This is a genomic window from Virgibacillus salarius, from assembly GCF_039521925.1.
GTDB lineage: Bacteria > Bacillota > Bacilli > Bacillales > Amphibacillaceae > Virgibacillus > Virgibacillus salarius.
On the sequence record NZ_BAAACY010000099.1, the window covers coordinates 40,272 to 60,460 of the forward strand.

The window sequence follows — 20,189 nt, forward strand, 5'->3', positions numbered from 1 at the left end:
TATGTATAATAAGATATTATTTTAATTTCATTATTCTATCTGATTGACTAAGTATGTCCGTAACACGAACGCCAAAGTTTTCATCAATAACAACTACTTCTCCAGTAGCAATTAGTTTTTCATTTACTAATATATCGACAGGCTCTCCTGCTAACTTATCTAATTCAATAATGGAACCAGAAGACAAATCCAAAATATCCTTAATTGTTCGTTTTGTCCTCCCAAGCTCTACAGTTACCTTAAGCGGGATATCCAAAAGCATATCTAGATTCCGTTGCTCGGTATTATTTAATGCAACCTGGTCAAAGTTGGAAAAATCAGCCTTTTGCACTGATTTATGTGCTGAAACAGCATTACCTAAGTATTGCGGTTCCTCTCTTACCTCCTCAGATGAGACGGATTGACTTTGCTTATTTGTAGACATAGGCACCTCCACCTGCTCAAGCGCTACAGCTGATTCTTGTTCCGCTGGTTCACTATTTAATAACTGATCAACCAAATTTTTTGCGAATTGAATTGGCATGAGCTGCATGATATTAGAATCTATTAAATTACCAACCTTTAATTGGAAGGAAACTTTAACAAAAGGATTCTCATCAAGTACTGCTTCTGACTGATTGTCTGGATTTTCTAGATGAATCGTTGGTGGTGATATATCTACCTTCTTATTAAAGACCGTTGACATACTAGTTGCTGCAGCACCCATCATCTGATTCATTGCCTCTTGTACTGCACTTAAGTGAATTTCATTTAATTCTTCTGATGGTTTTGTACCGTCTCCACCAAGCATGATATCGGAAATGATGGCAGCATCCTCGGCCTTGATCACAAACACATTTCTACCCGTAAACCCTTCTATATAGTTAACCTGAACGCTTACTGGTTCAAATGTAAAGGCCTCTAATTCCTTTTGTTCCATGACAGAAACTTTCGGTGTTGTTATTTCTACCTTTTGATTTAATAATGTCGATAAAGTCGTAGCAGAGCTTCCAAATGAAATATTGCCAATTTCCCCCAACGTATCCTCTTCAATTGTTGATAGATGATCATTGGTAGGGTTTTTCTCTACTTCTTCATCTTCATCAGAACTAACTTTTAATAATGCATCTATTTCATCTTGAGAAAGCATCCCGTCATTCGCCATGTTCGTTCCCCCCTTTAAATTCTTCCATTATTTGAACAGACATTTTATTTTTATATTTACCAGGCTGTACATAGAATTTTGGCGCATCATTTACCGCCAATATTAGCGGGCTTTCTATTCTATTATCCAACCCGATAACATCATCTTTATTTAAGTTCAGAAATTGCTCAATTGAAATTGTAGATTCTCCTAATAGTGCTTTTACTTCAATTTGTGCTTGTTGTAAGTTCTTTGTTAACTTTTCATATGCATCTACGTCTCTTTCTTTACTAGATGTTTGCATCCAGTAATGTACCGAAAGCTTGGAAATAATTGGTTCAAGCACAATATGAGGTATACAAATATTAATCATGCCACTTTCTTCACCAATTGTTGTATTCAGTGAAACAACCACAACCGTTTCATTAGGTGATACCATCTGCAAAAATTGTGGATTGACTTCAAAATCTTCTAATACTGGATCAATATCTACAATGGTAGCCCACGCCTCTTGAAGATTGGTAATTGCCTTTTCAAATAACTGTGTCATTAGAATTGTTTCGATTTCCGTTAAGTTTTCTACTTTATTAACTCCACTTCCCATACCGCCCAATGTTCGATCAAGCATGGCATAAGCAATATTTGGGTTAACTTCCATTACTAGTCTACCTTCTAAGGGTTCGACACTATATGTATTAAGAATAGTCATTTTTGGAACAGAACGAATAAATTCTTCATAAGGAATCTGATCCACTGACGCAACAGTAATATTGATGTACGTCCTTAATTGTGCTGAAAAAAAGGTAGTTAATAGTCGTGCATAATTTTCATGAATTCGCGATATACTGCGGATTTGATCCTTGGAAAATCGTAATGCTCGTTTAAAATCATATACTCGAACTTTCTTTTCTTTATCTTCTTTTTTTAATTCCTCCGCATCCATTTCACCTGAAGTAATTGCGGATAATAGGGCATCAATCTCATTTTGAGAAAGAACTTCATCTACCAAGTATATTCACCTCCATCGTGGAGTCCTAAATAAATTATTTATTGTAAGATTTTGCTTATCGTATATACATCTGTGATTTTTCCAGTTGTCATTACTTCATTTAACTTTGTTTTAACAACTTCTTCTAAATCACCTAAGCCACTCTTGAAATCTTCTTCCTGCATTGTAGCCAATTCTTTGATTAAAATGTTTTTTAATTGAAAATCCCGCTTACTAATTTCTTCTTTAGCTTCCTTCCTATTCGTAATCACTTGAAACTGAATACGAACAAAACTTCCATCCTCTAAATCTGTTGTTATTTCAGGTGTTTCATAAGAAAATTCTTCGATCTTATCAATAGATGCTGCAGATCCCTTTTGATCGTCCGCGTTCATATTCCATACCACTACAAATGCAGCTATTCCCACAATCGCCAATACCGCCAATGAAGAGATCATTGTTTTCATTAAACTACTCATCGTCTTTCTTTACCTCCCTTTGTGCTCTTTGTATACCAATTTGTTGATAATAGGCCATTACTAATTGAAGTACTTCCGCATGAGAGTTTTTTACTACTAATTTCTTACCATTTGTTAAGGTGATCGTTGTATCTGGAAATTCTTGAACCTGTTCAATCAGGATCGCATTTAAAGTAAATGGTTCGCCATTTAATCGAGTTAAAGAAATCATTATTTAGGCGGGAGTGTGTTTATCACACTCCCTACCCCCTTACTATCGTTTTAGATTTACTAGTTCCTGGAGTATTTCATCTGATGTTGTTATTATTCGAGTATTCGCTTGGAAACCACGTTGTGCTGTAATCATTTCCGTGAATTCTTCCGATAAATCAACGTTTGACATTTCGAGTGCGCCACTTACAATCGACGCTGTACCATCTGTTTCAGGAGTAACAATTCCATTAAACCCGGCATTTTCCGTATTTAAGAAAAGATTACTTCCCGCTTTTTCTAAACCTGCTGGATTAGCAAAGCTTGCTAAACCGATTTGACCAGCGGTCTCTGTGTCCCCATCTTCATTTGTATAAGTTACGGTACCATCTGATTCAATACTAAAGCTTTTTGCATCGTCTGGAATATTTATCTTTTCGTTATTAACATCTTGTAAATACAATCCATCTGAATTAACAATGTCACCATTCGTATCCAAGTAAAAATTACCTGCCCGCGTGTAATACGTCGTTCCATTACCTTCTAAAACGAACATTCCATCTCCCTCTAAAGCAAGATCTAATGCTCTAGTAGTTGTTTGTCTAAACCCTTGTGAATGGATGTTGTCAATTGAACCGAGTTGCGAACCTAAACCTACCTGAGCTGGGTTTACACCACCGCGACCAGCAGTTGGTCCTTGAGCACCAGAAGTAGTCTGACTCATCATGTCTTGGAAAGTTACTCTTCCTTTTTTAAATCCAGATGTATTTACATTAGCAATATTATTACCTATTACATCTAGCTTTGTTTGGAATCCTTTCATGCCTGATATTCCTGCATACATTGAACGTAACATAGTTCATTTCCCCTTTTTGGTTATCAATTTATTGGCTGCTTCTATCATTCAACAGCTGATGGCCTCCCTAAAAAGGGTCCAGCCTTATTTCTCAATCAAAATCGTTCCATTAATATTCGTAAATATTCGACTTGTGGCTTCTTTTCGATCCATCGCAGTAACAACAGTATTGTTTTTCGTACTTACAAGTAATGCTGCATTATCCAAAACAACAAGCGAGTCAGTAATTCCTTTTTGCTTTGCCTCCGCCATTTTGCTTTCAATGACTTGCCATTGGTGCTTATCGATATGAATATTTCGTTCCTGTAAACGCTCCGTAGCATGTTTACTAACTTTGAGCTCTTTTAAGCCCAATTCAGATGTTAATAAATCCTTAAAGCTCGCCCTGTTTACTTGGTTATTTGGATGTTTAGCACCAGGAATCTGTAAAGCCTGCTGGGGCAACTGATGAATCCGGTGATCTATATTATTCACTTTCTTCATCCTCCGGATTTTCTGGATCAGTTGGATCCTCTCCATTATTTTCACTACTATCTGGATTACTTACTTGAATAGCTGCATCTGCATAGATCTTTTCCCCATTTTCTAACTCTAAAATTGCCCAACCATCCTTTTGACTAACAGCTATTACTTTACTTGTTTCGATATCTAGCTTTTCACCAGTTTCTTCATCATAAGCTTGGTAGGTTACTTCTTTTCCAATCATATGGCTATATTTAATTACTGGTGAGACAAGCTGACTTTGTACGAGTGTATCGATGGAATTAGTCATATTCATCATTTGCTCTAATGAACTGAACTCCGCCATTTGCGAGATAAATTCTCGATCATCCATCGGATTTGTTGGATCCTGACTTTGTAATTGTGTCATTAATATTTTCAAAAATTCATCCTTACCTAATTCAGGGCTTGGCGATCTACTAGGTTGATTAGACAAGTATAATGATGGATCTATCTTTGTCATATAAACACCTCCTATACTTGTTCATTTAATAATAGTTCTTCAAACTGTGTAGCAAAGTCTTCATTCTGATTATTTTCACTCTCTTGAGAGTCATTTCCGTGCTGATCCTGTTCTCTAAATTGCTGTGAATCGGCTTCAGATCCTGTATCCTTAAGAACTTGCTGTCCCTGTTGAAACTGAATCTCTTGCTTCTCTACAACTACTTGCTGAGGTGAGAACATACTTCTTAGTTGATGCATATTTGACTCAAGCATATCTTTAGTAACCTGTGAGCTTACTAAGATCTTTACTGTCATCTGCCCATCCATTTGAGTTAAGCGAACAACCATATCCCCTAAATTTTGTGGACGCAAGGTAATTTGAAGTTGATTACTTCCATTCGCCATTGTCAAGAACTTACTAGACTTCATGATCTTCTGAAATTGCTGAATGAGTTCTTGTCCAGAATTATTCATGTTCTGCTGGCTAGGGTTTAAGTAGATCATGTGCTGCTCCATTTTTGCCATAGGTAATGTTGATACATTTGCTTGATTTACTACTTGAGAATAAGCTATACTATCTTTTTTCGATGAAAATGTCTCTAGTGCATGGTCTAACCATTTTGCAACATCTGCGCTCGTAACTTTAGCATCCGTATGATAAGGCAATTTTTGCGCTATTTGATTTCGTTTTTCAAATGCTTGTAAGAGTTGTTGCCAAACTATTTTTTCTTTCGAATCTGCTGGTTTACTAGCTAAAAATTGCTCGACAGAGACCTTTTCTGTACCTTTCACCGAATCTGTCCACTGCTGTAATAATGGCAGGAGTTTAGTGGATGCCTTCATTAACTCTTGCTTGTTCGATATTTGCGAAACAACAGCTTCCACCTTTGCAAAAATACTCGCTAATTGCTGTTGTAAAGAAGGTTCTAACTGTTGTACTTCGATGTCGCCTGTTAAAAGCGCAGGTAGCATCCACGTCGCCGTCTCTTCATTGGATTCGACATGCCCTTCATTCTCTTGCTCGCTTCCTACTACCCTATTGTCTGTCAATTCTTTCCCATCTAATGTGGATAGCATGTTAAAGAAAGTCATATCTATCGTTTCAAAGGGTATACTTGGTGTATCTTGCTGGTTCTCTTGGGATTGCATTCCCATTTGAAGTAGCTTATTTGCTGCCTCTTGTAATTGCTGCTTACTAAGTAATAGGTCTTGAAACGGTTGAGCTTCCTCATTTGTATGGCCTAATTGACTATCTTGCTTCATCATTGGATTCGAAGTTTGTAATTGCTGAAAGAGCATCCCAATTGCGTTCATTATTTCACCTCCTTTCAATACAATTACATTAATTTCCACTGTTAATAAATTGTTGTGTTAGCTTTGCAGCTGTTTCTGCATTCATTGACTCTAGAATGCTGCCACGAGTATCATTTGACAATTCCTTCATTATTGCTAATGCCGTTTCTTGTTCAAGCTCTTGTAAAATATTAGCTGCTTGATCAGGATCCATATCTTTAAAAGAATTGGCGATTGTTTTGACAGTGGTTACCTCTTTTTTCACCTGTTCGTCATCAGACTGCTCTTCATTTTCATTAGCTTGATTATTTTCAAGCTTCATTATTTCTTGTTCGAGCTGTTCAACAGTAGCTTCCTTATCTGTAAGATCCACCTTTAGCTGCTCAATTTCAGCATCTTTATCAGACATCATCGCTTTCACGCTTTCATCTTCACGTTTCAACTGTTTTTCCTTATCTGTTTCAACGAATGAAGAAACAACCGGTATATTATTACCTTTATCCTTCAACCAGCCGGTAACATCAATACCAGCAATACTCAAAACGACCGTAGCTAGGGCAATTGTAATGATAATAGGAATTACAATTGCAAAGAGGAACCATAGGACAGGATTCATTTTTCTTTTATCTGTATTGTTTTTCTTTGCCATTCACTTCACCTATTTTTATGATTTAGAAATTGATGAATAGATACCTCATCCATTGTAGCCTTTTCCTTTTTGCGATTTGCTGCTGCTTCATCTTTCTTACGAGTTTCGATAATCTTTTCATATTTTTTCATCTCAACATGTGCATCTGTGAGCTTGGATTGCTTTGCTTCCATATCGAATCTTGCCTTTTGGACTTCTTCTTGTAAGTGCATAATATGATTATTTAAATGCTCGATATAAGTAAATTGTTCTTTTAACTTATCAAGAGTAGTTGATTCCGTAAGAGCAGTCTCGTATACTTCCTCTGCCATTTCTTTCTTTTTAAGAAGTTCATAGAGCTGTGTTGCTGTTTTTTCAAAAAGATCAATAGACTGTTGATATGCCTTCTGTGCGTGTTTTTTTTCGGTTTCACGTATATGTAAAATCTTGGATAAAACAACCGTCTCCGCCATTAGCTTACACCTCCATGAAGTAAGTTTTTCATCGAATTAATCGATTCTTGAAGTGTATGATATTCAAAAATATCTTGTGAAAGAAACGATTGGATTTTAGTGTGATAAGAAATAGCTCGATCAATTTCACTGTCTGTCCCTCGTTTATAGGCGCCAATTTGAATCAGTTCACTATTTTCTTCATAAGTAGCAACGAGCTTACGTATCTCCTGAGCTGTTTCCTTGTGCTCGTTATCTGCAACTTGGTTCATGACACGACTAATAGATTTCAACACATTGATCGCTGGATATTGTCCACGCTCAGCTAATTTCCTATCCATTACAAAATGACCATCTAATATTCCACGTACCGTATCAGCAATCGGCTCATTCATATCATCTCCATCTACCAAAACGGTATAGAAGGCTGTAACCGTACCATTTTCATTCGTACCGGTTCGTTCTAGCAATTTTGGCAAGGTAGCAAATACGGAGGGCGTATAGCCTTTGGTGGTTGGCGGCTCACCTGTAGCCAAGCCAACCTCACGCTGTGCCATAGCCACACGTGTAACAGAGTCCATCATTAGGTTCACACGGTAACCTTGATCACGAAAATATTCACTTATTGCTGTTGCTGTATATGCTCCCTTTATTCGCATTAATGCTGGTTGATCGGAAGTAGCAACAACGACAATCGATTTCTTTAGTCCGTCATCTCCTAAATCTTTTTCAATAAACTCCCTTACTTCTCGCCCGCGTTCTCCGATTAATGCAATGACATTAATATCTGCCCCACTATTTCGAGCAATCATTCCTAGTAATGTACTTTTTCCAACACCACTTCCTGCAAATATTCCAATTCGCTGTCCCTCTCCGACAGTCAGTAAAGAGTCAACTGCTTTGATCCCAACCTGCATTGGTTGTGCAATTGGTGGGCGAAGCATTGGATTTGGAGGAGATTGCTCCGTTAAATAATTTGCTAGACCTTTCGGCAAAGGGCTTTGATCTAATGGGTTTCCCAATGAATCTATTACTTTGCCAATCAGTCCACGGCCAATTTTTACTGTTAATGCCTTGCCAGTAGATTCTACTAAGCACCCGGGTCCAATTTCTGCAACCTCTGAATATGGCATTAGAATAATTTTTTCATTATTAAAGCCAACTACTTCCGAGAGAATAGGATTCCCGCTTGAAGAAGAGGAATGAATGAGACAAACTTCTCCGACATTCGCTGCTGGACCTTTTGACTCAATCATAATTCCAACAACCCGTAATACTTTTCCATACCGCTTGTAGGTATCTGCTTGATCAATTGCTGTTAGATAATCCGCTACCTTCATTGTCTGTTCTCCTCAGAAACTTCAAATAGTATTTGCCGGATTTCTTGTAACTGTGTATCAACGCTTGCATCGATTTGCCCAAATGGATGCTTAATCATACAACCGTAATCCTCTACTTCATCCGTAACATACAAGGCAAGCTTTGCATCCTTTTCAATTATCGTGACGAGTTCTTCCTTATGCTGCACAACAGATTCATACTGATTAGGGTGTAGGTAAATGGAAATTACCGATTGGTCCTTTAATTCCTTTATTGCTGCATTAATAATTTCTAAGAAAGAGTTAGGTTCCTCATCAATTTTCTGTTTTGTAATCTTTTCAGCAGTATGAAGTGCGATTTCCAATATGGTGTCGACATTATCCTCAATCAGCGCTTGATAGTCTTTCCTTGCCGTATCAATAATTTGATTAGCTTTTTCTAAGTCACTTTTATATTTAGCAAGACTTTTTGATTCTCCATCTGTATAACCTCGAGAAAAACCTTGCTTGCTAGCAGCTTCGATATACGTCTGTTTTTCCGTTTCCCATGCCTGCTTTTTGCTTTCAATTTCTGCTTCCGTTTCTTCTAGAAGCTGCTGTGATTGATTCTTTAACTCTTCTAATTGAATTTGTGCCTGTTCAATTTCTTGAAGCAACGTTTCTTGTTTGGACGCTGCTTCTAATTCTGATTTTGGCTGACCACTAGGTTGCAGGCTAATCGGTTTAATTTTTATTTGCCTACTTTCATTACGAATAGATGAATTAGACAATGATGTCGTCACCTCCACCCCTTGCAATAACAATTTCACCTACATCCTCTAATCTTCGGATAATAGCAACAATTCTTGTTTGTGCTTCCTCTACATCTCTTAAACGAACTGGACCCATGTATTCCATTTCTTCTTTAAAGGTTTCTGCCATACGCTGTGACATATTCTTAAAGACGATATCTTTCACTTCATCACTAGCAACCTTCAATGACAAACGTAGATCCTCATTTTCTACTTCACGAATGATACGTTGAATTGCGCGATTATCTAAAATAACAATATCTTCAAATACAAACATCCGCTTCTTAATTTCATCAGCTAATTCTGGATCTTGGATTTCTAAAGCATCTAAAATCGTTCGTTCTGTACTTCTATCAACACCATTTAACACTTCAACAACAGCTTGAATTCCACCAGTTTGTGTGTAGTCTTCTGTAAATGAAGAAGATATATTTTTTTCCAATACCTGCTCGACCTGTGAAATAATTTCTGGTGAGGTCGAATTCATCGTTGCTATCCGTTTCGCGACATCTGCTTGCACCTCCTGTGGCAATGCAGAGAGAATTTGACCGGATTGCTCAGGATCTAGATAAGATAGCACAAGAGCAATTGTTTGTGGATGCTCTCCCTGTATAAAGTTCAGAACTTGTTGCGGATCTGCTTTTCTAGCAAAATCAAATGGTCTAACTTGTAAAGAAGAAGTCAAGCGGTTAATAATATTTGAAGCTTCTTGTTTTCCAAAGGCTTTTTCTAAAACGGTTTTTGCATATCCAATACCGCCTTGAGAAATATAATCCTGCGCTACCGCAATTTGATGAAATTGCTCCAGCACATCCTCTTTCAAACTACTATCTACCTTCTTAACGGAAGAGATTTCTAAACTTAACTTCTCGATCTCCTCTTCTGATAAATGCTTATACACTTGAGCCGAAACATCTGGACCTAAGGAGATTAAAAGAATTGCTGCTTTTTGTTTACCTGTGAGTACACCTTTTTGTCTTGCCAATTGTAATACCTCCTAATCTTCTCCGATCCAGCTTCTTAGTAATTTCGCAAAATCTTCTGGTTTCTCTTTTGCTATCTTTTCTAATTGTTTTTTACGAATCGTTGTTTCCGATTCCTCTTGATCTGGGATTTCTGGTACTTCTATCGGCTCTTGGATAGCTACCTCTTCCTCTTCAACATCCTCTTCTTTTCTTCTGCGAAGTAAGAATACTATCAAGACAATAATTGCGAGCAATAATCCCCCACCTACGATATATAGCCAAGTTGGTATAGTAGGAGTTGTGCTAGCTTTAGCGTTTTTCATACCTGAAAACTCTTGAAAGACAATCGATACTTTCTCTTCTGGGTTAATGTTCTCAGCATATTCCCCGTCAATAGATGTTGTAATAATAGAGTTCATAATCGAATTAATTCCCTCTTCAACCGCGTTTTCATCCTGCTGTGTTAAATACTCTACATCTTTTCCTTGTGATGTTTTAACATTATTAACAGCGACTTGAATTCCTAAATCTCGCACTTTATATGGACTCTCAACAATGTTTTTTCGAATCTTATTAAATTCATTGTTAATCGTTTCTTTCGCCATTTCATACTCACCATTGTCACCATCATCCGTCGCTTGATAGTTACCGATATCTTCATCCCCAGTACCTACGGTACCTCCTGCTGCAGCACCTTCACCAGTATACGTTTCTTTTATTGTTTCAATACTTACTGGCAGTCCTTCCATATTCTCTAGATCAACTGGTTCGACAATTTCTTCAGTACGATTCTCTTGCGTAAAATCAATATCAGAAGTGACGGAAACAATGACATTTCCTTGACCTACCATTGCTCCAAGCATCTGCTGTAATCGTTGCTGAATATCTTTTTCAATGTCCTTTTTAACATTTTGCTGATATGTATGTGTATCCTGTACGCCAGTTCCTGCAGTAGCATTTTGTTCAAAGCTTTCAAAATACTGATTGGTGATTGCTATATTTTCTGCTGGTAAGTTAGGGACGGCCTTTGATACTAAATGATACAATCCATCTATTTGTCCTTCTTGGAATTGATAGCCAGCCTCTGTATTTATAACAATTGATGCACTCGCTTCTTGTTTTGTATCATTGACAAATACAGGATCCTCCGGCATATTAATCATCACCTGTGCATCTTGTATCCCATCAATACCTTTGATCAGATTAGCTAACTCCGTCTGCATTGCATCTAGCTTCATAACGTTAAATTCATTTTCTGTTACACCCCAGGATGCATTCTCACTAAAAAAGGAATAATCTATATTTCCACTGTTTGGGATGCCTTGCCCTGCTAAATCGACGAGTAATGAATCTACTTGTTGTTCAGGAACCGTTATTGTCGTTCCCCCATCTTTTAATTCATAAGAAACTCCTCTGGCATCTAGTTCCGTTTTTATCTGCCCAACTTCCTGAATGGACAAATTATTGTATAGTGGAACAAATTTCGAATTCATGGAAAAGAATAGAATTCCTACTATCAAAAGGACAACTATCATGATTGATCCTATAAAAATCCGTTTTTGACTTTTCGTCCGATTCTTCCAGAAAGCCGTAGTAGTGTCTTTCCAGTTCTTTATTTTCTCGTTCATAAGTTCCCCCACTAACGTGCTGTAGTAAATTTTTCTATATATGATTGCAAATCATTATACTTGCATGCTCATTACTTCTTTATAGGCATCTACTACTTTTTTCTGGACTTGTACGGTAGTTTCCAATGTGATACTAGCTTTTTGTGCCGTAATCATTACATCGTGTAAGTCATCGATTTTCCCATTAGCTAGTGCTTCTGTTTTTTGATCAGATGCAATTTGTGCCTGATTGACATCATTAATGGCATTCTTTAAAGCTGCTGCAAACTTACCCTGTGCTTCCCCAATAGAAATTGCTGGCTTAGAATCTAGTTGTGAGGATACTGGTGCTTGTGGTATTTGATTGCCTATTGACTGAATCATCGAAAAACTCCTTTACATTTATTTCCCAATCTCTAGTGCTTTCATTAACATGGATTTACTAGCATTTACTGAGGTAATGTTAGCTTCATATGATCTTGTTGCGCTCATTAAGTCCACCATTTCTTTAAGTGGATCAACATTCGGTAATTCCACATATCCATTCTCATTCGCATCGGGATGCGTTGGATTATATACCTGCTTGAATGGACTTTCATCTTCTGTTATTTCCGTAACCTTAACACCCGCGGTAGCTTCTGAACCGGTTGCTCTATGTAAGAATGATTTAAAACTATTGGTCTCTGGTTCTAGGGAAACCATTTTTCTTCGATACGCTTCAAATTCTCCTTCTTCATTCACTGTTGCTCGCGTCGTTTGAGCATTAGCAATATTAGAAGAAATGACATCCATACGAAGCCTTTGAGCAGTAAGAGCACTAGCACTCGAGTGAAGTGCATTGAATATCGACATATTACCTTCCTCCCCTTAAAGCTGTTTGTAAACTACCAAACTTACCATTTATGCGGTCGACTAATGCTTGATAATAGATCTGATTTTCTGCTAATTCTGCCATCTCTTTGTCAACATCCACATTATTGCCATTATGACCGTAAGAAGTGTTTTGCTTCGTAACTGTCTTATAGGAATTAGAATTATTTTGAAAGGAAAGATGTTTAGAATTAGTTCGTTTCGCCTCTATGTTTGAAGCCATTGCATCGGATAATACATTTTTAAACACGACGTCTTTTGCCTTATAATTTGGTGTGTCAATATTTGCAAGATTCGTTGAAATTGCCCGGTTTTTGGCAGAGGCATAATTTAACGAATTTTCTAGCGTATGGATAGTTCCACCAAATAGACTCACATTGATCCCTCCTAAAAAGTTACGTTTGCATTACGACAGACATAAAATATTGCTTGTCTACGAATAGTTTAAGTCATATGTTTGCCAAAGTCTATTACTTTTCGACATTTTCCTCAGAAAGAACAAAATATGGTTAATTTTGCATAGGCCAATTTTACCATATTACTACCTATTTTTGTTAATTAATTTTTTTAAACTTGAAAATCGTAAGTTAAAGTAGGATTTTTATGTCGAAATTGCAAGAATAACTAAATTTTAAATTATACCTAGTTCTTATGTAATAGAAAATCCTTGTATAAAAAGTCCTGAAATTGACCAAAGATTTACTTGACATTTCATGCATAATTACAAACAAAAAATCCGAAGCAAAATGCTTCGGATTTTCTATTATTTTGACTGTATTCTATAATACATATCGTTTTATCTTGAACGTAATTTTTCTAATTCAACTAAGAAATTATTGTTAAGTACTTTTATATACGTACCTTTCATACCTAAAGAACGAGACTCAATGACACCAGCACTTTCTAATTTTCTAAGCGCATTTACAATAACTGATCTTGTGATCCCAACTCTATCTGCAATTTTACTAGCTACGAGTAGACCTTCGTTGCCGTTTAATTCTTCAAAAATGTGATCAATAGCCTCTAGTTCACTGTATGATAGCGAGCTGATCGCCATTTGAACAACAGCTTTGCTTCTAGCTTCCATTTCAATTTCTTCTGTTTTTTCATGAAGAATTTCCATACCAACAACAGTAGCACCGTATTCAGCTAATAGTAGATCATCCTCACTAAAGCTCTCTGTTAACCGTCCTAATACAAGCGTTCCTAATCGCTCTCCGCCACCAATAATAGGTACAATCGTAGTTAGGCCTGATTGGAATAATTCACGGTTTTCGACTGGGAAAACAGTTTGTGGACTGTCGATATCTAAGTTAGCTGTAGTCTCATGAATATTAAATAGTCCCTCCGTGTATGCTTCCGGAAATTGGCGATCCTCTAGCATTGATTTCATTCTCTCATTTTCAATCTCTTGATTGATTGCAAAGCCTAATAGCTTCCCTCGTCTGCTTAGGATGTAAACATTACCTTTGATAACATCCCTTAAAGAAGCAGACATGTCATTGAAATCAACTGACTTTCCTGTAGATTTTTGTAGCATAGCATTAATTTTTCTTGCGCGATTTAATAGTTCCATAATGATCCTCCATTCAACCTTTTAAATTATAGTATATATTGACTTAAATCTTTATTTTTTGCAATAGTACTTAATTTTTCATCGACATATGCTGGAGTTATTTCAATCTTTTCCATCGTCACATCGGGTGCTTCAAAAGAAAGATCCTCCAGTAATTTTTCCAAAATAGTATGAAGTCGCCTTGCTCCAATATTATCCATTTCCTGATTTACTTGATAAGCTATTTCGGCTAATCTATCTACAGCTTCGTCTGTAAATACAACATTTATACCTTCTGTTTTCAATAAAGCCTTATATTGTTTTATGAGCGCATTTGATGGTTCCTTTAATATGCGCTTGAAATCTTCTGTTGATAGTTTATCTAGTTCAACCCGGATTGGAAATCTACCTTGCAATTCCGGAATCAGGTCAGATGGTTTGGACATGTGAAATGCACCAGCAGCTATAAATAGCATATGATCTGTTTTAACAGGTCCATGTTTTGTAACTACAGTGGAGCCTTCAATGATCGGTAAAATGTCCCGTTGGACCCCTTCTCTAGATACATTTGCACTATGCTCCTGTTTACCAGCAACTTTATCTATTTCATCAATAAATAAGATACCTGATTGCTCCGCGAGCTGTACTGCCTCTTGAGCAGCCTCTTCCATATCTACAAGCTTGCTTGCTTCTTGCTGAGATAATACTTTTCTTGCTTCTGATACTGGCATTTTTCGTTTCTTCTTCTTTTTGGGCATGAACTGACTGAAAGCATCCTGCATATTCATCCCCATTTGCTCCATACCAGATCCTTGGAGCATGTCAAACATCGTAGGAGCTTGTTCTTCTATTTCTACCGATACCATATGGTCTTCTAATTCACCCAGGGCCAATTGATGTTCTACACGTTTCCGCTTATTGCTAATTTCATCATCTTTCGGATCATGATCTCCATCTTCATGATTGTCATCTGAATTAGAAGCGAATAACATTTCAAATGGATTTCTAGCATTGTTTTCCTTTTTAGCATGTGGTACTAGGAGATTTACTAGCTTTTTATTTGCTTCTTTCTCTGCCTTATCTGCAACTTGCTTCATTTTATCTTCTTTTACCATCCGCAAAGACATTTCTACTAAATCACGGACCATGGACTCTACATCTCGACCGACATAGCCCACCTCAGTAAATTTAGTTGCTTCTACTTTGACAAATGGAGCTCCAACTAACTTCGCTAATCGTCTAGCTATCTCCGTTTTCCCAACTCCAGTAGGACCAATCATTAATATGTTTTTAGGAACAATTTCATCCTTTAGCGATTCATCCAGCTTCATACGACGGTAACGATTGCGTAATGCCACTGCAACGGATCGCTTAGCGCTGTTTTGACCAATAATAAACTTATCTAACTGTCCCACTATCTGTCTCGGTGTGTAATCAATACCCATTCTTCCAAAAGGCCTCCTTTTAATCAAGTACCTCCAGTGTGATGTGATCATTTGTATATACACATATTTCTCCGGCAATTTCTAATGCAGATTGAGCGATCTCCCGTGCAGATAATTGACTCGAATACCTTGCTAGAGCTCTTCCAGCACTAAGTGCGTAATTGCCTCCAGAGCCAATAGCCAATATGCCATCATCAGGTTCAATGACCTCACCTGTACCAGAAACTAAAAACATACTTTCTTTATTCATTACGATAAGCATAGCTTCCAATTTCCGCAATACCTTATCGCTGCGCCACTCTTTTGCTAATTCTACAGCCGCTCTTGCAAGATTTCCATTATATGCTTCTAGCTTAGCTTCAAATTTTTCAAAAAGCGTAAATGCATCAGCAACAGATCCAGCAAAGCCAGCAAGTACTTGGCCTTTATATAAAGTACGAACTTTCTTTGCTTTATGTTTCATAACGACCGCATTTCCTAATGTTACTTGACCGTCACCGCTCATTGCACATTGACCATTATGCCTTATGGCGAAAATCGTAGTGGCATGCATTTCATTTGTCACGCCTTCTCACCTCTTTACTCAATTAATAATCATTTGCTCGTGGATGACTTTTCATATATACGCTGCGCAAATGATCTTTTGTAACATGGGTATAAATTTGTGTAGTTGACAAATTCTCATGACCAAGTAATTCCTGAACGCTACGTAAATCTGCACCTTCATTTAGTAAATGTGTGGCAAAGGTATGCCGTAACTTATGTGGGTGTACATGAACGGTTAACGCAGCTCTTTCGACCATCTTGTTCAATACTTCCCTAATTCCACGTGTAGTTATTGGATTTCCCCGATTGTTCAAGAAGACTGCATCCGAAGATTGCTTTGCTTTAGACAATAACGTATTCCTACCATCCTGTATGTAGGTTTCCAATGCTATTTCAGCAAATTTACCATAAGGAATGTAACGTTCTTTTCTGCCTTTCCCTCTAACAAATACGGTACCAATGAAGAAATCAATATGCTCCAATGATAGCTGTTGACATTCGCTAACACGCATGCCAGTTGCGTAAAGTAGTTCTAGAATTGCTTGATCTCTTTGACCTAATGGGTTAGTAAGGTCATTTACCTCAAAAAGCTTCTCCAACTCTTCTTGATACAGAAAACCCGGAATCGTTGTATCCGTTTTTGGCAATTTCACCTGTACAAACGGATTTCCAGTGAGCACTTCTTCTCTTTCCAAGTATCGGAAAAAAGTTCGAAGACTAGATATTTTTCTAGATACAGATCTTCTGCTTAGCTGCCGATTATACAAAGTGTTTAGGAATAAACGGACAACCCTATGATCTACATCAACTAGACTAGATAAACCTTCTGCTGTTAAGAAATCGAAAAATATTTCCAGATCATTCAGATAATATTTAACAGTATATGGCGAAGCGTTTTTTTCTATTTGTAAATACTCCTTAAAGGATTGCCAATAATTCATATAATTATTCAAATTTTCACCCCGTTAAGCAGCGAATAAATCATAACATAGAAAATAGTGAGAAGCAATAAACTTAACTAAATTGTAACAAAATTCAGAATTGATGTCACTTTTAGTTGTTTTTTCCTTTTATAACCCTATAGAAATAAGGTCATATACTTAGCTCTTGACTGTCAAGTATATATCCTTACCAATGCGTTATTATATCTGTTTCGAAGTCCATAGTCAACAATTTCTATTCATATTTCACAATTAAATTTCTATAACAGCTCACATACCATTGATATCGGCTATTTGGATTACTTTATTACACCTAACTTTTTAATTTTCGCTTTTGTATCTTCTGTTCCAAACTTATATAGTTCATGATATATAGTTATTAAATGGTCACTATACGCAGATCGTTCAGCATCTGCTCCCCATTCATCAAATGGTTTCACTAAATACTCGATCGCAAGTTCTGCATAGTTGTTTTTTTTCATGAATAACTTCTTAAGCATTTCAATCTCTTTTGCATCAGCTATAATTTCATATTCTATACCACTATCAGGAATAGAGATTTCTCGAATATCCTGTGTATCTACAGTTACATAATAATGTTTTTTTGTCATCAGACTTTCCTCCTTATATGCTATTTAGCCTTTTTTTATACATCTCAAACTACTAGTCCTTCATTAACACATAACATAAAAGTAAAACTGTACTTGCAATCTACTATTCCGGTGAAAGCAAGTTGAACGAGCCATGAAAGAAAGGACAAGCTTAAACTCAGAAGGCTTGGACCCACTACGGAAAGCAGAAATTATCATACTACGATAGCAAAAAAGCGATGATAATAAGAGTACAAAAGCGTAAGCCCCCGATTAGAAACGTAGCGACTGGGGCTAGACACGGCTCAACACGCCCCTATTTATCAGACTACAAAAAAGAGCTTCCCACAAGTCCCTATTAGACTTATGGGAAAGCTCCTATGTTTGCGGCGCCTCTTTATATTCACATTGCGTACATTGAATTTGTGTTCCTTTTTTCGATTTCTTCTCAACCAGTAAGTTATCACACTTTGGACATGGTCGAGATATCGGTTTGTCCCAAGAAAGAAAATCACACTCTGGAAATCGGTCACAGCCATAAAACACTCGACGTTTTTTCGATTTCCTTTCAACAACATTTCCTTCTTTACATTTTGGACACTTCACTCCGATTTCCTTTAATATTGGTTTCGTGTTTCTACATTCAGGAAAATTAGAGCACGCTAAAAACTTCCCATAGCGTCCCATTTTATAAACCATTTCATGCCCACAATTTTCGCATTCAATACCGGCAGGCTCATCCTTGATTTCAATTTTTTCCATTTCTTGCTCTGCTTTTTCCAAGCGCTTTGCAAAATCTGTATAAAATTGATCAATAATCGTAATCCACTCTGTTTTTCCTTCTTCAATAGCATCCAAATCGCCTTCCATTTTAGCTGTGAAAGCAACATCAATAATCTTAGGGAAAAACTCTTCCATTATTTCTGAAACAATTGATCCCAATTCCGTAGGTATAAAGCGTTTGTTATCAATACTTACATAACCTCTACGTTGAATTGTGTCTAAAGTCGGAGCATATGTGGAAGGTCGTCCAATTCCTAGCTCCTCCATTGTCTTAACTAGCCTTGCCTCTGTATATCTTGGAGGTGGCTGTGTAAAGTGTTGATTTGGCTTTATATCATTAGCTGTTACTTCCATACCTTCAGATAATTCTGGAAGAAACTTATTATCTTCTTTTTTATTATCGTCCGTCCCCTCAATATATACTTTCATAAATCCTTTGAATTTAATCTTAGAACCCGTTGCTCTGAACTCCACTAAATTATTTAAAAGGTGTACAGTCATTGTATCCATTACAGCAGGTGCCATTTGACTTGCTAAAAACCGTTCCCATATTAATTTGTACAACCTAAACTGATCTCTAGAAAGTATTGGCTTTAAGGATTTAGGATCCCTGCCGACTGATGTAGGTCGAATTGCTTCATGGGCATCCTGTGCACCCTCTGACTTTTTCTGTTTTTTATTTATACCTAGATACGTTTTCCCATATTGGTCAATAATATAATCCTTTGCTTCCCCTTTAGCTGTATCGGAGATACGCGTTGAATCAGTACGCATATACGTAATTAAACCTGTTATTCCCCCCGCTTTTTTTCCAAGGTCAATTCCCTCATATAACTGTTGGGCAATCATCATCGTTTTCTTGGCTTTGAAATTCAGTTTTCTCGCTGCTTCTTGTTGTAATGAAGATGTTGTAAAAGGTAACGCAGGATTACGTCTTCTTTCTTTTTTCTTTACTTTATCAACTTTGAATTTTTTCCCCTTGATTTCTTTTAGAATATCGTTTACGTCTTGTTTTGTCTTCAATTCTTTCTTTTTACCTTTAATTCCATAAAAAGATCCCTCAAAAACATCCTTATCCTTTTGAAATTGTCCTTCAATTGACCAATATTCTTCAGGTTTAAAGTTTTCAATTTCTTTTTCTCTGTCAATTACAAGTTTTACAGCTACAGATTGAACACGTCCAGCGCTCAAGCCTTTTTTCACTTTTTTCCATAGAAGTGGACTTATATTGTACCCCACAAGCCGATCCAGAATCCTTCTAGCCTGTTGAGCATCCACTAAATCCATATCAATAGATCTTGGATGTTTAAAAGAATCTTTAATAGCATCTTTTGTTATTTCATTAAATACAACACGACATTCGGAATGCTCATCAACATCTAATATATGTGCTAGATGCCATGCAATCGCCTCACCTTCTCTATCAGGGTCGGCTGCAAGATAAACCTTTTTAGCTTTTTTTGCTGCTGATTTTAAGTCTTTGACTACATCACCTTTACCGCGAATCGTAATATACTTTGGTTTATATTCATTTTCTGTATCGACAGCCATTTGACTTTTTGGTAAATCCCGAACATGCCCCATGGATGCTTTTACTTTGTATTTTTTCCCTAAATAGCGTTCAATTGTTTTTGCCTTTGCAGGTGATTCTACGATTACTAGATAATCTGACATTTCTTTTCCTCCCATAAATGAGGTTACCACTAGTACTGATAAGTCCCTCACAACAAGGTAGAATACCTTGAAAAGTAGTACATTGATAAAATACATTTCATTGTCTTGCATATATATACTTATTCATCACAAGCATTAAAGCGGATACTT

General features: G+C 36.9%; 23 protein-coding genes. All 23 read right to left on the reverse strand.

Features of this window, described 5'->3' with window-relative positions; all coding sequences use genetic code 11:
* Positions 1-16: 16 nt before the first annotated feature.
* A complete protein-coding gene (gene fliY / locus ABDZ84_RS13120) occupies positions 17-1,144 on the reverse strand; it encodes a flagellar motor switch phosphatase FliY (RefSeq protein ID WP_026680903.1) in 1,128 nt (375 codons plus the stop codon).
* Positions 1,134-2,132 carry a flagellar motor switch protein FliM gene (gene fliM, locus ABDZ84_RS13125; RefSeq protein WP_343781833.1) on the reverse strand — a complete coding sequence of 333 codons (999 nt, stop codon included), beginning with the start codon at positions 2,130-2,132 and terminating at the stop codon, positions 1,134-1,136. Before fliM ends, fliY begins: the two co-directional genes overlap by 11 nt.
* A gap of 38 nt (positions 2,133-2,170) precedes the next feature.
* Positions 2,171-2,590 (reverse strand): flagellar basal body-associated protein FliL, encoded by a 420-nt coding sequence (gene fliL / locus ABDZ84_RS13130; protein ID WP_026680901.1) that lies wholly within the window; start codon positions 2,588-2,590, stop codon positions 2,171-2,173.
* Positions 2,583-2,801, reverse strand: a complete 219-nt coding sequence (locus ABDZ84_RS13135; RefSeq protein ID WP_026680900.1) for a flagellar FlbD family protein — start codon at positions 2,799-2,801, stop codon at positions 2,583-2,585. Before ABDZ84_RS13135 ends, fliL begins: the two co-directional genes overlap by 8 nt.
* Positions 2,802-2,843: 42 nt before the next feature.
* The gene (gene flgG / locus ABDZ84_RS13140; protein WP_026680899.1) at positions 2,844-3,635 is read right to left on the reverse strand and encodes a flagellar basal body rod protein FlgG; all 792 of its coding nucleotides are present in this window, start codon (positions 3,633-3,635) and stop codon (positions 2,844-2,846) included.
* An 84-nt stretch (positions 3,636-3,719) separates the two neighbouring features.
* Positions 3,720-4,100, reverse strand: coding sequence for a TIGR02530 family flagellar biosynthesis protein (locus tag ABDZ84_RS13145; RefSeq protein ID WP_026680898.1), 381 nt, complete (start codon positions 4,098-4,100; stop codon positions 3,720-3,722).
* Between the two features lies 1 nt (position 4,101).
* Positions 4,102-4,599 carry a flagellar hook assembly protein FlgD gene (gene flgD / locus ABDZ84_RS13150; RefSeq protein ID WP_026680897.1) on the reverse strand — a complete coding sequence of 166 codons (498 nt, stop codon included), beginning with the start codon at positions 4,597-4,599 and terminating at the stop codon, positions 4,102-4,104.
* Between the two features lie 11 nt (positions 4,600-4,610).
* Positions 4,611-5,894 (reverse strand): flagellar hook-length control protein FliK, encoded by a 1,284-nt coding sequence (locus tag ABDZ84_RS13155; RefSeq protein WP_166529882.1) that lies wholly within the window; start codon positions 5,892-5,894, stop codon positions 4,611-4,613.
* Positions 5,895-5,922: 28 nt separating this feature from the next.
* Positions 5,923-6,522 (reverse strand): MotE family protein, encoded by a 600-nt coding sequence (locus ABDZ84_RS13160; RefSeq protein ID WP_026680895.1) that lies wholly within the window; start codon positions 6,520-6,522, stop codon positions 5,923-5,925.
* Positions 6,523-6,527: 5 nt separating this feature from the next.
* The gene (gene fliJ, locus ABDZ84_RS13165) at positions 6,528-6,974 is read right to left on the reverse strand and encodes a flagellar export protein FliJ (protein ID WP_026680894.1); all 447 of its coding nucleotides are present in this window, start codon (positions 6,972-6,974) and stop codon (positions 6,528-6,530) included.
* A complete protein-coding gene (gene fliI, locus ABDZ84_RS13170) occupies positions 6,974-8,293 on the reverse strand; it encodes a flagellar protein export ATPase FliI (protein ID WP_026680893.1) in 1,320 nt (439 codons plus the stop codon). The genes fliJ and fliI overlap by 1 nt, the downstream gene beginning before the upstream one ends.
* Entirely contained in the window at positions 8,290-9,042 is a 753-nt protein-coding gene (gene fliH, locus ABDZ84_RS13175) for a flagellar assembly protein FliH (protein ID WP_343781838.1), read from the reverse strand. The genes fliI and fliH overlap by 4 nt, the downstream gene beginning before the upstream one ends.
* Positions 9,035-10,048, reverse strand: a complete 1,014-nt coding sequence (gene fliG, locus ABDZ84_RS13180) for a flagellar motor switch protein FliG (protein ID WP_026680891.1) — start codon at positions 10,046-10,048, stop codon at positions 9,035-9,037. Before fliG ends, fliH begins: the two co-directional genes overlap by 8 nt.
* Before the next feature lie 12 nt (positions 10,049-10,060).
* Positions 10,061-11,656, reverse strand: coding sequence for a flagellar basal-body MS-ring/collar protein FliF (fliF, locus tag ABDZ84_RS13185; protein WP_026680890.1), 1,596 nt, complete (start codon positions 11,654-11,656; stop codon positions 10,061-10,063).
* A gap of 54 nt (positions 11,657-11,710) precedes the next feature.
* Positions 11,711-12,019, reverse strand: coding sequence for a flagellar hook-basal body complex protein FliE (gene fliE, locus ABDZ84_RS13190; RefSeq protein ID WP_051388306.1), 309 nt, complete (start codon positions 12,017-12,019; stop codon positions 11,711-11,713).
* Positions 12,020-12,037: 18 nt separating this feature from the next.
* Entirely contained in the window at positions 12,038-12,487 is a 450-nt protein-coding gene (gene flgC, locus ABDZ84_RS13195) for a flagellar basal body rod protein FlgC (RefSeq protein ID WP_026680888.1), read from the reverse strand.
* Between the two features lies 1 nt (position 12,488).
* Positions 12,489-12,881 (reverse strand): flagellar basal body rod protein FlgB, encoded by a 393-nt coding sequence (gene flgB / locus ABDZ84_RS13200; RefSeq protein ID WP_121605227.1) that lies wholly within the window; start codon positions 12,879-12,881, stop codon positions 12,489-12,491.
* A 420-nt stretch (positions 12,882-13,301) separates the two neighbouring features.
* Positions 13,302-14,081 (reverse strand): GTP-sensing pleiotropic transcriptional regulator CodY, encoded by a 780-nt coding sequence (gene codY, locus ABDZ84_RS13205; RefSeq protein ID WP_026680886.1) that lies wholly within the window; start codon positions 14,079-14,081, stop codon positions 13,302-13,304.
* A gap of 26 nt (positions 14,082-14,107) precedes the next feature.
* Positions 14,108-15,505, reverse strand: coding sequence for an ATP-dependent protease ATPase subunit HslU (gene hslU / locus ABDZ84_RS13210; RefSeq protein WP_343781843.1), 1,398 nt, complete (start codon positions 15,503-15,505; stop codon positions 14,108-14,110).
* Positions 15,506-15,524: 19 nt separating this feature from the next.
* A complete protein-coding gene (hslV, locus tag ABDZ84_RS13215; RefSeq protein WP_299629665.1) occupies positions 15,525-16,070 on the reverse strand; it encodes an ATP-dependent protease subunit HslV in 546 nt (181 codons plus the stop codon).
* Between the two features lie 22 nt (positions 16,071-16,092).
* Positions 16,093-16,992 (reverse strand): tyrosine recombinase XerC, encoded by a 900-nt coding sequence (gene xerC / locus ABDZ84_RS13220; RefSeq protein WP_034678908.1) that lies wholly within the window; start codon positions 16,990-16,992, stop codon positions 16,093-16,095.
* 299 nt (positions 16,993-17,291) lie between these two features.
* Positions 17,292-17,603, reverse strand: a complete 312-nt coding sequence (locus ABDZ84_RS13225) for a hypothetical protein (protein ID WP_034678895.1) — start codon at positions 17,601-17,603, stop codon at positions 17,292-17,294.
* 357 nt (positions 17,604-17,960) lie between these two features.
* Positions 17,961-20,039 carry a type I DNA topoisomerase gene (gene topA, locus ABDZ84_RS13230; protein ID WP_026680881.1) on the reverse strand — a complete coding sequence of 693 codons (2,079 nt, stop codon included), beginning with the start codon at positions 20,037-20,039 and terminating at the stop codon, positions 17,961-17,963.
* Between the last annotated feature and the right edge of the window lie 150 nt (positions 20,040-20,189).

Coding starts and splice junctions, on each gene's coding strand:
- fliY (WP_026680903.1), bottom strand. CDS start 1,144: ATGGCGAATGACGGGATGCTTTCTCAAGATGAAATAGATGCATTATTA.
- fliL (WP_026680901.1), bottom strand. CDS start 2,590: ATGAGTAGTTTAATGAAAACAATGATCTCTTCATTGGCGGTATTGGCG.
- ABDZ84_RS13135 (WP_026680900.1), bottom strand. CDS start 2,801: ATGATTTCTTTAACTCGATTAAATGGCGAACCATTTACTTTAAATGCG.
- flgG (WP_026680899.1), bottom strand. CDS start 3,635: ATGTTACGTTCAATGTATGCAGGAATATCAGGCATGAAAGGATTCCAA.
- flgD (WP_026680897.1), bottom strand. CDS start 4,599: ATGACAAAGATAGATCCATCATTATACTTGTCTAATCAACCTAGTAGA.
- ABDZ84_RS13155 (WP_166529882.1), bottom strand. CDS start 5,894: ATGAACGCAATTGGGATGCTCTTTCAGCAATTACAAACTTCGAATCCA.
- ABDZ84_RS13160 (WP_026680895.1), bottom strand. CDS start 6,522: ATGGCAAAGAAAAACAATACAGATAAAAGAAAAATGAATCCTGTCCTA.
- fliJ (WP_026680894.1), bottom strand. CDS start 6,974: ATGGCGGAGACGGTTGTTTTATCCAAGATTTTACATATACGTGAAACC.
- fliI (WP_026680893.1), bottom strand. CDS start 8,293: ATGAAGGTAGCGGATTATCTAACAGCAATTGATCAAGCAGATACCTAC.
- fliF (WP_026680890.1), bottom strand. CDS start 11,656: ATGAACGAGAAAATAAAGAACTGGAAAGACACTACTACGGCTTTCTGG.
- fliE (WP_051388306.1), bottom strand. CDS start 12,019: ATGATTCAGTCAATAGGCAATCAAATACCACAAGCACCAGTATCCTCA.
- flgC (WP_026680888.1), bottom strand. CDS start 12,487: ATGTCGATATTCAATGCACTTCACTCGAGTGCTAGTGCTCTTACTGCT.
- codY (WP_026680886.1), bottom strand. CDS start 14,081: ATGGAACTATTAAATCGCGCAAGAAAAATTAATGCTATGCTACAAAAA.
- hslU (WP_343781843.1), bottom strand. CDS start 15,505: ATGGGTATTGATTACACACCGAGACAGATAGTGGGACAGTTAGATAAG.
- xerC (WP_034678908.1), bottom strand. CDS start 16,992: ATGAATTATTGGCAATCCTTTAAGGAGTATTTACAAATAGAAAAAAAC.
- ABDZ84_RS13225 (WP_034678895.1), bottom strand. CDS start 17,603: ATGACAAAAAAACATTATTATGTAACTGTAGATACACAGGATATTCGA.
- topA (WP_026680881.1), bottom strand. CDS start 20,039: ATGTCAGATTATCTAGTAATCGTAGAATCACCTGCAAAGGCAAAAACA.